The sequence below is a fragment of the uncultured Alteromonas sp. genome (assembly GCF_963976965.1).
Lineage (GTDB): Bacteria > Pseudomonadota > Gammaproteobacteria > Enterobacterales > Alteromonadaceae > Alteromonas > Alteromonas naphthalenivorans.
Window position 1 is genome coordinate 231143 of sequence record NZ_CAXBMP010000002.1, and the last position, 12550, is coordinate 243692.

General features: G+C 43.4%; 11 protein-coding genes and 1 tRNA gene. 7 read left to right on the forward strand and 5 right to left on the reverse strand.

From position 1 onward, the window contains the following. Positions 1–70: 70 nt before the first annotated feature. Together flgM and flgN are read left to right on the forward strand one after the other, a co-directional pair. Positions 71–403 carry a flagellar biosynthesis anti-sigma factor FlgM gene (gene flgM / locus AAC006_RS02780; protein WP_126872017.1) on the forward strand — a complete coding sequence of 111 codons (333 nt, stop codon included), beginning with the start codon at positions 71–73 and terminating at the stop codon, positions 401–403. A 10-nt stretch (positions 404–413) separates the two neighbouring features. Beyond that, positions 414–842, forward strand: a complete 429-nt coding sequence (gene flgN, locus AAC006_RS02785; RefSeq protein WP_126872018.1) for a flagellar export chaperone FlgN — start codon at positions 414–416, stop codon at positions 840–842. Positions 843–939: 97 nt separating this feature from the next. Here flgN and AAC006_RS02790 read toward each other — a convergent pair whose 3' ends face one another. After that, on the reverse strand, positions 940–1392 hold the full coding sequence (locus tag AAC006_RS02790; protein ID WP_126872082.1) for an LPP20 family lipoprotein: 453 nt from the start codon (positions 1390–1392) through the stop codon (positions 940–942). Between the two features lie 355 nt (positions 1393–1747). On the opposite strand from AAC006_RS02790, the gene AAC006_RS02795 reads away from it, so the two are divergent. Both AAC006_RS02795 and AAC006_RS02800 read left to right on the forward strand, forming a co-directional pair. Next, the gene (locus tag AAC006_RS02795) at positions 1748–2881 is read left to right on the forward strand and encodes a flagellar assembly protein FlgT (protein ID WP_260563424.1); all 1134 of its coding nucleotides are present in this window, start codon (positions 1748–1750) and stop codon (positions 2879–2881) included. Positions 2882–3018: 137 nt separating this feature from the next. Further along, positions 3019–3093: transfer RNA gene (locus AAC006_RS02800), tRNA-Arg, on the forward strand. Between the two features lie 41 nt (positions 3094–3134). Here the strand turns inward: AAC006_RS02800 and AAC006_RS02805 are convergent. Next, on the reverse strand, positions 3135–4202 hold the full coding sequence (locus AAC006_RS02805; protein WP_338454100.1) for a transporter substrate-binding domain-containing protein: 1068 nt from the start codon (positions 4200–4202) through the stop codon (positions 3135–3137). Between the two features lie 312 nt (positions 4203–4514). Here AAC006_RS02805 and smrA point away from each other — a divergent pair, with 312 nt between their 5' ends. Continuing rightward, complete coding sequence (gene smrA, locus AAC006_RS02810; protein WP_013785165.1) at positions 4515–5105, forward strand: DNA endonuclease SmrA; 591 nt, start codon at positions 4515–4517, stop codon at positions 5103–5105. 91 nt (positions 5106–5196) lie between these two features. Here smrA and AAC006_RS02815 read toward each other — a convergent pair whose 3' ends face one another. Both AAC006_RS02815 and purL read right to left on the reverse strand, forming a co-directional pair. Then, positions 5197–5337, reverse strand: a complete 141-nt coding sequence (locus AAC006_RS02815; RefSeq protein WP_013785166.1) for a hypothetical protein — start codon at positions 5335–5337, stop codon at positions 5197–5199. Between the two features lie 235 nt (positions 5338–5572). Next, positions 5573–9472 carry a phosphoribosylformylglycinamidine synthase gene (purL, locus tag AAC006_RS02820; RefSeq protein ID WP_338454098.1) on the reverse strand — a complete coding sequence of 1300 codons (3900 nt, stop codon included), beginning with the start codon at positions 9470–9472 and terminating at the stop codon, positions 5573–5575. 176 nt (positions 9473–9648) lie between these two features. On the opposite strand from purL, the gene mltF reads away from it, so the two are divergent. Further along, complete coding sequence (gene mltF / locus AAC006_RS02825; protein WP_013785168.1) at positions 9649–11016, forward strand: membrane-bound lytic murein transglycosylase MltF; 1368 nt, start codon at positions 9649–9651, stop codon at positions 11014–11016. A gap of 300 nt (positions 11017–11316) precedes the next feature. Here the strand turns inward: mltF and tadA are convergent, their stop codons facing one another. Further along, positions 11317–11859: a tRNA adenosine(34) deaminase TadA gene (tadA, locus tag AAC006_RS02830; protein WP_126872023.1), complete on the reverse strand. Its 543-nt coding sequence runs from the start codon at positions 11857–11859 to the stop codon at positions 11317–11319. A gap of 396 nt (positions 11860–12255) precedes the next feature. On the opposite strand from tadA, the gene AAC006_RS02835 reads away from it, so the two are divergent. After that, entirely contained in the window at positions 12256–12483 is a 228-nt protein-coding gene (locus AAC006_RS02835; RefSeq protein ID WP_126872083.1) for a hypothetical protein, read from the forward strand. The last annotated feature ends 67 nt before the right edge of the window (positions 12484–12550 follow it).

Here is a 12550-nt window from a genome sequence, read left to right on the forward strand (position 1 = left end):
TAAAAACCTAAAGAAAAGAAGGTTTGTGCCGATAACTTGTACAGAGGCGAAAAGGTAGTGGAGAAATATTATGGCAATTAACAATGTAAACAATGGGTTACCCAAAACACCCGTTGATAATACAAAAATTTCGCAACAGAATCAGGCACAGCAGTCGCAACAGCAACAAGCGACGTCTAACAATGCATCTGTTGCTCAAGCACCACGACAAGATTCAGTATCCTTGACTCAGTCTGCACAGCAGTTGAATCAAGTTCAGAAGAAAGGTTCTGAAGCGCCTGTAAATCAGGAAAAAGTCGATCGTCTTAAAAAAGCGATATCAAGTGGTGAATACAAAGTTAACCCTGAAGTGTTAGCGAATAAAATCGCTAAGCTTGAGGGTGAGATTTTTGGCCAAAAATAATTAGGTTTCTATGACTAGTCATCTTTATTCAGCGTTATCACAACAGGTCACTAACTTAGAGGGCCTGTGCTTGATGCTGGAAAAAGAATTACATTTAATTAGCTCACGAGATGCAGAAACCTTGATGAGTCTTTTAGAAGATAAGTCTAAATTACTAGAGTCTATTCAATCTACGGACCAAAAAGTCGAGGCGTTATATCGCCAAACTACAGACGAAACGATTAGTGCAGATGAACAAGGGTTAATGGATAATGCGAAAAGTCTGTTAGAAGACTGTAAGTATAAAACCCAAATCAATCAGAAAGCCGTAGAGCAAGGACAGCTTCGCCTCACACACTTACGGAATCTGATGTTGGAAGTTCGCGCTAAAGAGTCGTTAACCTACGATAAGAAAGGTAAGCCAAATGCAGGCCGTTTAGGTTCAGGTATTAGCGCCTAAGTAATGCACTCGTTACCGAAAGCCCCAATAAAAGCACAAAAAAGCGCGTTTAATACGCGCTTTTTTGTGGGTGCTATTTAGCCATACATCGAAATACTTAATAGTATTTGATGTCTTTTATTCTTTGTGGCTTCGCTGTCGTCAAATAAATGTCGTACACGCGATGCATATCTAGCTCAAGTTCGGTGGCATAGGTGTCTTCACCCACGGGGTAACTTTTTATTACCCTAGCCCCTCTAATAACGCCCTCTACAGAAGCCCGCAAGGTTTCATTATCCACCACAAGGCTAGACAGTGATTGATTACCTTCAATACGCTGTCCGTACACCTGCTCTGCAAGTTCTCTGTAAGCCTCTAGTTTTGATGCTTTAATTGCCATCAAGGTTTTCACGGTTTCGCTTTCACCCCGTTGCGACATAATTGGGGCATATCCAACGGCACTTAGCACAGGGTAACTGTCTGGCTCAACCGTCTCCCACTCCACATGTTTGTCTACAAATAGACTACATCCTGATAAACCTGTTAGTGCAGCAAATAAAGCCATCGTCATCCATGCTCGGCTACGAATCAATTTTTCAAAAAACACCATTAGAGAAACCTCATTCTCAATTTTTCTATTAGTGGATAAGCAATGTTTACGCCTAAATTTTAAATTTGAAACATTGGCATCTATTTCGCTTATTATAAGTTGGAGCAAAAATTGACATAAAGTCGAAAAAAACCGATTAAAGAATCTGATACAAAAGAATACTGACTTAAATTAACTGATGTAGTGCCCTCTTATCGCACTGCAACAAAAGGACAAGACTGTGCTTGGCATACAAACATTCGCTAAACTAACGTTAACTAGCGTGTCTTCTGTGAAAAGAAGATATCAAGCTAGATACGCCAAGGTCGCCTTTTTTATGGCGCTGTTTTGCCTTGCTTTAGTGTCAACAGGGCAAAGCCATGCCGCTTGGTATGAAGCCAAAGGCCAAGCAGTTATCGTGAACGGTAATAAAGAAAAAGCACGTAGAGACGCCACAGAAGAAGCCCTCAAACAAGCATTGTTATTCGCAGGTGCCTCGATAAGCAGTGTTCAGCAGCTCACAAATGGGTTACTTGAAAGTGAAGACATTACCATTAGTAGTTCAGGTGAAGTGGATCATCTCGAACTCACTGATGAAGTATGGCATAGCGACTATGTTACCGTAAGCGTCAGGGCGGATATCTTTCCTGCGGCTAAACAATGTACCGCAGTTGAGTATGATAAAAATATTGCCACCAGTTACTTCATGGTAGAAAACCGCAATCATTTAGTTGAAGGAAAAATCCCTAACTTTTCCGAGGCAGTCACAAGAAAGCTGGCTACCGAAATGTCGGCGCAGGCGCAGAATTTGAATTTAGCGTACATTGCTCCACACACCACACGATGGGGAGTTAATGGGCTTGAAGAAAATGTGCGCGCATTATCACAACAATCAAATGCACAGTTTGTTTTAATCGGCAGCATTAATGACGTTAGTGTTGAAAGACAACGCCCTTCTTCGATTGCATTCTGGAAAGAAGAAAAAGCCACCCGTTACTTTTCGCTAAGCATTAAGGTTTTCGACGGTATAAATAGCGGCTTGCTGCTGCAGCAAGATTACATAACTGAAGCAAATTGGCCTTTTGACCGGTTTACCGATGTAGACGAATTTTCGTCAACCTTTTGGCGGACAGATTACGGCAATGCAATTAGAAAGCAGATGCAGCAGTTAACCGCTGATATTAACGAGACTATTGCCTGTCAGCCTATGACTGGCAGAGTGCTTAATGTTGCCGGTTCGCATATTTCAGTATCATTGGGCCGCGATAATGGCATACAAAATGGTGATGAGCTTTTTGTCTATCAAACCAGCGAAATTATCGACAGACACGGTAAAGCCTATTTGCAGTACCATATTTACCCCGGTGCATTTGTTGTTGAAAATGCTTATGGCAATACTGCAAGATTGATTCATAAAGACAGTGGTATTATTGCGAATATTCAAGAGAGTGATTTCGTTATCAAACGATAGTTCGGTTACAGCGTCTACTAATTACATAGAAGAACTAAACAACCGCTCACCCTTTATAGCAGGGTACAAAACTTAGATAAAGGTTTTTAAACCAAAGGGTTCCGTTCGCGGATTAAGTTCGTATAATAGCCTTGTAGGTCCCCATAGTTTAATGGATAAAACAAGGCCCTCCTAAGGCTTAGATGTTGGTTCGATTCCAGCTGGGGACGCCATCAATCTTAACCGCAGTCACGGAATGTAATCTTACCTAACGCTATTTCCCAAGATAGTGGTCTACTATCTCTTGCCACTCGTCAGTCTCTATCACTCTAAGTAACGCAGTATTAATCTTTTCTCTTTGCGCACTGTTTTCTGGTAACGCAATAGCATAGTCCTGACGTTCAATAACCTCGGGTAAAATAAGAATACTGTCATCAAAGTTGTTTTTAGTTAAGTACTGTAAAATGGGCTTATCGTAAACAAAAGCATCTAGGTCGCCTGATGCCAATTGTGACAAACCTTTTTCAACGCTTTCAAGTCGCTTAAATCCTATATTTTCTTTTCGTAAAAATACACTACTTGCAGAGTTTGCCAATGTAGCCACCCGCACATTAGGTAAGTCCTCAAGCCCTTTAACGCTCGAAGATAGTTGGCTAACAGTAAGGCTTGTGGCAATTGCAGCGGTAAAGCTACTGATTAAAATGATCGCTGCAAACATCCATATAAAACCGATTACCCTTCCACCAAGGGTAACAGGGGCTTTATCGCCATACCCTACTGTGGTCATTGTCACCGCCGCCCACCAAAAGCTAGCACCTAAACCTTGCTGGGTTGAGCCGCCAAACATCTCGGCGTTGCGCTTTCTTTCAAACAGCCACAGTAACGCCCCTACCGCGAGCAGCAACCCGCACAAAGCTGAAAGTGCAACTAAAAATTCCCAGCTGAAAAAACCTTTAACGGCTGACATCCAACGATTACCTTCACTAGGCACCGCAATAGCCAACCCTGTAGTATAAAAAGGATGCGTAAAATCGATAACCGACTCTCGCTGCGAATTTACGGTAAGCGCAGCAACAGATGCATCAAAACGACCATTTTCTACTCCCTCCACCAGCTCAACCAGTGAAGCTTCGGTCAACACATAATCGGTAGACGTTAATTCTGCAATTTGTTCCCAAAGTGCAATACTTATACCTTCAAAAGAACCGTCTTCATTTTTAATGACAAACGGCGGCGCGACCTTCGTAGCAATAACCTGTTTTGGCTCATTATCATTGGTTTGCGCCATACTTGGCAGCATGACACTCAAGCTAAACACTATAATAGTGATCATTCGACTCATTGTATTCATACCTGTCCCTGTGGTTGGTTTACCTCTAAACTACTTTTAAGCCACTTCTACTAATAGTAACCCATCGGTAAATTTGCGACGTATAAGATTCAATCGCCAATAATTAAAAACTATCTCGACTTCAGCTTTTAAAATGATGCTACTTTAAGATTAGCCCATGATATATGAGCATAGAAAATTCAACAAACAGCCCCATATTGATTCTTAGTAAGACAGTGCTCACTCAGGCCAACGTTATAAAGTAGTATTGGCGTAGCGAATACATTCATGGCAGTGACGCTTCGTTGAGTGTTGGAGAAAATTATGACTGATATTGAAACCAATGATGATTTACATTCATTCTTTGCAGAGATGCAAGATGTAAAACCTATTAAACCTTCAAATAAAGCATTGCTGCATGATACAGAGAATGCGATAGCTGAAAAAAAGCGGCGTGCTGCGCGTCAACGCAGTGAACGGGAAAAGCTGAAAAGCCCGCTAAGCTTAGAAGGGATAACACCGGTAAAGCCTGACGATTTCATTTTGTTCCAACAACCGGGTATTCAAGACGGTGTGTTCAAAAAATTACGCATGGGTAAATACCCATTAGAAGAAACCCTTTCTCTCAGTGGCATGACGATTGAGCAAAGTAGAGATGCACTATACAAAGCGATAACCGACTCACATAAACGGGGTGTAAGGGCATTATTGATTAAGCACGGCAAGGGTGAAGAGAGTAAACCTTTTCCTGCTTACAAGAAAAGCTTTGTTAATCACTGGTTGCTTGAGTTAGAAGAGGTCATTGCCTACCACACGGCGCAGCCTATGCACGGTGGGTTTGCAGCTACGTATGTATTGTTGAAGAAACATCCCGATCAGAAATTGATCAACAGAGAGAAAAATAGAAAAGGCTAATAGCGCAAGATAGGTAAAATGAATTGGTAAAGCTGAGTGATTAACGCCAGTATCTGACAACAGATACTGGCGTTAGAATTTCACTTTCAGACTACTTAACTGAAGACTGCACAACTAGCGTTGAAGTAACGTCGGCAGATTTAGCTGAACTGCTGAAAACAGCAGTAACAAACATCAGCACAACCGCTATGGCTACTCCGGTTAAGCCAAACCCTTTTGATGAACGATTCATTCGTCGTCTCTTGTTATCAACACCAACAATATTTTTTGTTGGTACAACCCTTAAAACAAACTCCTGTAACCTGTCTGCAATCCCTGCATTGCACTACAATAGATCAGTGACTTATCGAAGACAAGCCCTCAGTACAATTTTTTGACACTTTGCCAATCTATTGACACGCTTTACGCTCATTTAAGTAAAAAGTAGAGATAAGAACATCTTACCTCTACTAAGCTTAAGCGCGTTTTTATCCTACAAAACGACGGGCATTTCTAAAGATGCGCATCCACGCACCATCTTCTTGCCAATCGTCTGGACGCCATGAGTTTGCCACCGCTCTGAACACGCGCTCAGGGTGCGGCATCATTATGGTGCTTCGTCCATCACTAGAGGTTAGCCCAGTGATACCTTCAGGCGAACCATTCGGGTTAGCTGGGTATTGCATAGTAGGTTGGCCGTAGTTATCAACATAACGAAGTGCCACTTGCGATGCTACAGACGAAAGCGCGCTGTCGCTTGCAAACTCTGCTTGCCCTTCACCGTGTGATACAGCAATTGGCATGCGTGAACCGGCCATGTCTTGCAACAACACAGAGGCAGATTTAGTCACTTCTACCATGGCTACACGGGCTTCGAAACGTGCCGATTGGTTAGCAACAAAGTGCGGCCAATGTTCAGTACCAGGAATAAGTGACTTCAAGTTAGACAGCATTTGGCAACCGTTACAAACCCCTAAACTAAAGGTACTGTTACGGTCGAAGAAGGCAGCGAATTGATCCCGTGCAAGCTCGTTGAACAAGATTGATTTCGCCCACCCTTCACCGGCTCCAAGTACATCACCGTAAGAAAAACCACCACAAGCAGCTAAACCGGCGAAGTCATCAAGAGTGACTTTACCGGCTAAGATATCGCTCATGTGTACATCAACAGCGTTAAAACCAGCGCGATTAAATGCAGCAGCCATTTCAAGGTGCGAGTTTACGCCTTGTTCACGTAAGATGGCGACTTTAGGCTGCACACCTTTCGCGATATATGGCGCAGCAATATCTTCATTTACGTTATAGGTTAGCGCAGCATGTAAACCTGGATCGGCAGCATCTTGCTTAGCGGCATGTTCTTGTTCAGCACATACTGGGTTATCGCGAAGTTTTTGCATTGCCAAAGTGGTTTGGGCCCACGTGGTACGCATGGCTACGCGGCTATCGTTTAGCACTGCCACGTTGTCACGGGTAAATTCAATGGTGTCGGTGGTATTTAACGTACCGATGTAATGACTAATATCCGTTAAATCGAAAGACGCGAGTACCGCATTAATCTCCTCTATGTCTTTGTCTAACACTTGAAGTACGCCACCAAGCTCTTCGTTAAACAACACAGATAAGTCTGAACTCGCTTCTGAACCTGAAATGCCGTCTAGCGCAACACTTACACCGGTTTTACCGGCAAAGGCCATTTCAGCTACCGTGGTGAATAGTCCACCATCAGAACGGTCGTGGTAAGCCACTACCAGTTGTTTCTCTATTAGCGTTTGTACCGCATTGAAGAAGGCTTTCAAACGTTGCGCACAAACCACATCTGCAGGAGCATCACCTAATTGCTCGTACACTTGTGAAAGACAACTCGCGCCAAGGCGGTTTTTGCCTTCACCTAAATCGATGAGTAATAGTTGGCTGTCACCCTTATCGGTGCGAAGCTCTGGTGTGACCGTTTTACGAATATCTTTTACTGCACCGAAAGCAGAAATCACTAACGATAACGGTGATGTTACCGCTTTATCTTCGCCTTCCTCTTGCCATGCAGTTTTCATCGACATGGAGTCTTTGCCTACCGGAATGGTTAATCCCAATTCAGGACAAAGCTCTTCACCCACGGCCTTTACCGCTTCATACAACCCAGCGTCTTCACCAGGGTGACCTGCCGCTGCCATCCAGTTTGCTGAAAGCTTAATACGGGTTAAATCGCCAATGTTCGCTGCGGCAATATTGGTTAACGCTTCACCTACGGCTAAACGCGCTGACGCACCATGAGATAACAAGGCAACGGGGGTTCTTTCACCCATCGCCATGGCTTCACCGTGGTAAGTATCAAAAGCAGTGGCGGTAACCGCCACATCGGCTACAGGTACTTGCCAAGGGCCAACCATTTGATCTCGGTTAACCAAACCTGTTACCGAGCGATCGCCAATAGTAATAAGGAAAGTTTTTTCCGCCACAGTAGGTAGCGACAATATACGTGATGCCGCATCGGCCAATGTAATGTCGCTTTCATTAAAGCTTGTGGTTTCTAATGGTTTACTTGTCACATCGCGATGCATTTTAGGCGGTTTGCCAAGTAACACATCAAGGGGCATGTCTATAGGCTGGTTATCGAATTGGCTGTCGTTTACATTCAATTCTTGTTCAGCAGTGGCTTCCCCTACTACAACGTAAGGTGCGCGTTCACGGGCGCAAATCGCCTCAAACACCGGCATGTTTTCTGGTGCTACTGACATCACGTAACGTTCTTGTGATTCGTTACACCATAATTCTAGTGGTGTCATACCTGGTTCGTCAGATAATACATTACGCAGTTCAAACTTACCGCCACGTCCGCCATCGTTAACTAATTCAGGCAGCGCGTTCGATAAACCACCCGCGCCCACATCGTGAATAAACTGGATAGGATTGTTATCACCTAACTGCCAGCACGCATCAATAACTTCTTGGCAACGACGCTCCATTTCTGGGTTTTCACGCTGTACCGAAGCAAAGTCTAAATCTTCATTTGACTGACCTGATGCCATGGAAGAAGCTGCGCCCCCACCAAGGCCAATGTTCATTGCAGGGCCGCCAAGTACGATAAGTTTGGCACCTACGGTAATTTCGCCTTTTTCAATATGCTCACGGCGAATATTACCTAAGCCACCAGCAAGCATAATAGGCTTGTGGTAACCACGTACTTCAACGCCATTAAAGCTATTCACTTCTTGCTCGTAGGTACGGAAATAACCAAGCAAATTCGGACGACCAAATTCATTATTAAATGCAGCGCCACCTAGTGGGCCATCTAGCATAATATCTAACGCGCTCACGATACGTTGTGGTTTACCGTAGTCTTTTTCCCACGGCTGTTCTAACCCTGGAATACGTAAGTTAGACACACTAAAACCACCCAAACCTGCTTTTGGCTTAGAACCACGACCGGTAGCACCTTCATCACGAATTTCACCACCTGAGCCTGTTGCCGCACCTGGGAAAGGTGAAATAGCGGTTGGGTGGTTATGGGTTTCTACCTTCATCAGAATATCGATATTCTCATGATGGTATTCATATTGATGAGTTTGTGGGTTCGGGAAGAAACGCCCTGCTTCCCATCCAGACATAACAGCAGCGTTGTCTTTATAGGCCGAATAAACATGATCGGGTAACACTTCAAATGTGTTCTTGATCATTTTGAACAAGGATTTTTCTTGCTCTTGACCGTCGATGGTCCAACTGGCGTTGAAAATCTTATGGCGGCAATGTTCAGAGTTCGCTTGCGCAAACATGTAAAGCTCTACGTCGGTAGGATTGCGCGCCAAACGCGTAAAGCTTTCGAATAAATACTCTATTTCATCATCAGCCAGTGCTAAACCAAGTTGAATATTGGCATCCACAAGCGCTTGCTTGCCATCTTCGAGTATCGCTACTGATGTAAAGGTTTTCGCCTTAGTATGTGCAAACAATACTTCTGCCGCTGCTGTATTAGGAAAAACAGTTTCCGTCATGCGATCATGCAAGTGGGCAGCAAGAAGACTATAGTCAGCATCGCTAAGCGGTTGCGCTGCTTCTATATAAAAAGCACAGCCTCGCTCTATACGATTAATCGTGTTCAGACTACAATTGTTTGCGATATCAGTTGCTTTGGTAGACCAAGGAGAGATGGTGCCTGGTCGGGGTGTTACCACGAAGAGATTGCCAGTTGGCGTTTGGGTTTGTCGGGCAGGCCCGTAGGTAAGCAGCTTTTTAAGTATTTCTAATTGCTGCTGCGAGAGTTCACCTTCTGAATCGATAAGGTGAATATATTCGCTATATAGGTTTTTCACCTTAATGCCGGATTGACCCAGCTTTGCAATCAGTTTAGTTTGGTGAAACTCTGATAGTGCGGGAGCGCCTCGAAGGACCAACATATTGCTTTACCTGGTTGTTCAGAAACAACGACCATCAATGGGACGCGTTGCCTCTGTAATTGATGAATATTTCGGCGCGGATTATAGAGGATTTATGTTCTATTGGTAACCTTCAACATAGGCTATGTTGCAGTTTTTTTTCTCAAAACCCAATTTACAACAATAAGAAAAGGTTTATGCCGTTACAACAATACAAAAAGCGATTAAAAACAACTTTTTTTATCGCATTATGCTTTTTCGCTTCAAGTTGTGGCTCTCCTACCGTTCCGAACGCTCTGTTGTCATTAATTGAGCGCGGTTCAATAAAGGTAGGCACGCTTTATGGCGCGGCGACTTATTATAATGGCGCCGAAGGTCCGCAAGGTTTTGAATATGAATTACTTGCCGGCTTTTCAGATTATGTCGGGGTAACGCTCGACTTATATCCTTTCTACAGTTACGACGCGATGCTAGAGCAACTTGCTGAAGGCAACCTAGATATTGTGGCCACAGGTGACGCGGTTACCGATGCCTTACTGATGCGCTTCACCTATGGTCCTGCATATCAAACTGTTGCGCAACACTTGGTATACCGCGCGGGCACCACACGACCTCGAGAACTTGATAGCCTTGTCGACCCTGTTGTAGCAGTGTCGGGAAGCAGTCAAGCGCAGCTACTTGCAGTATTAAACGGCGCTAGTGAATCCCTGTTAGTCACTACAGAAGATTCTGATGCCGAGGAACTGCTACAAAAAGTGGCTACAGGTGAAATTGCCTATACCCTTGCAGATAGTAACCGTCTTGCGCTGCAACGAAGACGACACCCTAATTTGGCCGTAGGCCTAACCGTACGAGAAGAAATGCCAATGGCATGGGCGCTAAACCCTGAATTAGATGATTCTATTAAAGCCGCCATTATTGAATATTTTGGTACCGTGCATCAATCAGGGTGGTTTACCGTATTAGAAGAAAAGTATTTTGGTCACATTAGGCAATTTGACTACGTAGACAGCCGTGCATTTAATCAATCCGCCGAGTCGCTGTTAAAAGATTACAAAAGTATGTTTCAGCAATATGCAGGTGATTTGGATTGGCGCCTATTAGCCGCAATGAGTTATCAAGAAAGCCACTGGGATCCTGATGCAATCTCTCGTACTGGCGTTCGCGGTTTAATGATGCTGACCATGGACACGGCTAATGACTGGGATGTTGAAGATCGTACCGACGCAGAACAAAGTATTCGCGGTGGCTCTCGCTACTTCGCCAGCTTATTAGGACGAATTCCTGCAAGAATTGGCGACCCGGATAGAACTTGGATGGCAATGGCGGCGTATAACCTTGGCCTAGGTCATTTAGAAGATGCCCGAATTCTTACAGAGCGTCAGGGCGGCAATCCAGATTTGTGGGTAGATGTAAAACAACGGCTTCCACAGCTAAGGCAAAAGAAGTACTACAGAACAACACGTTATGGGTACGCTCGGGGCGATGAAGCGCTTCAGTATGTAGACAATATTCGCCGATATTACGACAGTCTTCTTTGGCTAGATGAACAAGGAAGAATTTAGCTGGCGCCATATTGAATTTTGTCATTATGATGTCATCTAAGATAAGTAATATCGAATGTACCTAGCCTTTTCGGCTAGCTAAGGCATAAGTGCAGAAATGATGAAATGATGAAATGATGAAATGAAATCATGCCTTATTCAATTTCCCAATTTGTATTAACAAGGAGGGCAAAATGAAAAGAAACAAATTATTTAGGAAAGGAATAAAATTGAAAAATAATAATAGACGTAGAGTGATGCTAAAAAGAATGCATCAAAAAGTACTACAACGCCGCAAACTGTTTGTCACCAGTGAGATGTTTACTCAGTTGACCCGCAATTCTTAAGCGCCGCTTGTTTGGCTTTTTTATCTAGTTTTATCTGCGCTCGACGACGTTTAAAAAATGCTGAAATCTTATCAGCACAGTCGTCGGCCAACACCCCTGATATGACATCTACCTGATGATTGAGTGATGGATGGTTCAAAATATTCATCACTGACCCTGCCGCCCCAGTCTTAGCATCGCTGGCACCATATACCACTCGCTTAATTCTGGCGTGAACCAACATTCCTGCGCACATTGAACATGGCTCTAAAGTGACATAAAGCGTGGCATCGGTAGTACGGTAGTTTTGTAAGTGCTTTGCCGCCATTCTTACCGCATTCATTTCTGCGTGAGCGGAAGGATCGCTATCTGTGATAGGCGTATTCCACCCTTCACCAATTAATTCACCATTGTGTACAACACAAGCCCCTACCGGCACCTCTCCCATTGCTTCTGCTTTATCCGCTAGGCTAAGGGCGTGCTGCATCCACTTTGTATGCTTTACCATGCGTTTAGAGTTGTTAATTTCGTCATTCATTCGTTAATTTAACTAATTTTTTGTGAATTAGATTTTCACCAACATAATCCAATTAATAGAAATTACTATAAACAATTGATTTATAGTTAATTTATAACAATGGCAGCCATCTTGCTATCTTTGTTATAGACATACTTGCGAATTACAGAGTGATAACGTAAATACAAACTTGTCCATCGGCTTATTCTATATGAAGTAGCTCAAAAGCTTTAATGTACAGTTACGTATTTATTTACACTTTTTTCCCAAAAAGCGTATTTATAAGCGCTATAGTAACGAAAAAAGTGGGTTTAGCGTAGTCGCTTTGTAAGCTTGGCTTGTAGGAAAGAATACAATTTTTCACCTACACTGAGTGCAGAACAATTCAAAACAAACTGAAGGGAAAGTTCCATGAATATGACCGCCATTGCTATTGTTGCTATTATCGCTTGGGCTATTGTGAGCATCACAGACTCAGTAAAAACAAAAAAGTCGAATAAAGTATCTGACAAGGCATCGAAAGCTTATGAAGCCGAAATCGCATCACTCAAAGAACGGGTTTCTGTGCTTGAAAAAATTGTAACCGATGAAAAATACGACCTGAAAAAACAGTTTGCCGACTTGGAAAAAGACAAAGTTGCATAGGCTTTTTGTAAAACGCTTTTCCTAAGTGCCTTTTTGAAAGCGTGTTCGTACTTCGAATTTTTATCAG

Bases quoted from the DNA above. Each gene is read 5' to 3' on its own strand.
- AAC006_RS02795 (WP_260563424.1), top strand. From the start codon at position 1,748: ATGGCGCTGTTTTGCCTTGCTTTAGTGTCAACAGGGCAAAGCCATGCC.
- AAC006_RS02815 (WP_013785166.1), bottom strand. From the start codon at position 5,337: ATGAATCGTTCATCAAAAGGGTTTGGCTTAACCGGAGTAGCCATAGCG.
- smrA (WP_013785165.1), top strand. From the start codon at position 4,515: ATGACTGATATTGAAACCAATGATGATTTACATTCATTCTTTGCAGAG.
- mltF (WP_013785168.1), top strand. From the start codon at position 9,649: ATGCCGTTACAACAATACAAAAAGCGATTAAAAACAACTTTTTTTATC.
- AAC006_RS02805 (WP_338454100.1), bottom strand. From the start codon at position 4,202: ATGAGTCGAATGATCACTATTATAGTGTTTAGCTTGAGTGTCATGCTG.
- flgN (WP_126872018.1), top strand. From the start codon at position 414: ATGACTAGTCATCTTTATTCAGCGTTATCACAACAGGTCACTAACTTA.
- purL (WP_338454098.1), bottom strand. From the start codon at position 9,472: ATGTTGGTCCTTCGAGGCGCTCCCGCACTATCAGAGTTTCACCAAACT.
- flgM (WP_126872017.1), top strand. From the start codon at position 71: ATGGCAATTAACAATGTAAACAATGGGTTACCCAAAACACCCGTTGAT.
- AAC006_RS02790 (WP_126872082.1), bottom strand. From the start codon at position 1,392: ATGACGATGGCTTTATTTGCTGCACTAACAGGTTTATCAGGATGTAGT.
- tadA (WP_126872023.1), bottom strand. From the start codon at position 11,859: ATGAATGACGAAATTAACAACTCTAAACGCATGGTAAAGCATACAAAG.
- AAC006_RS02835 (WP_126872083.1), top strand. From the start codon at position 12,256: ATGACCGCCATTGCTATTGTTGCTATTATCGCTTGGGCTATTGTGAGC.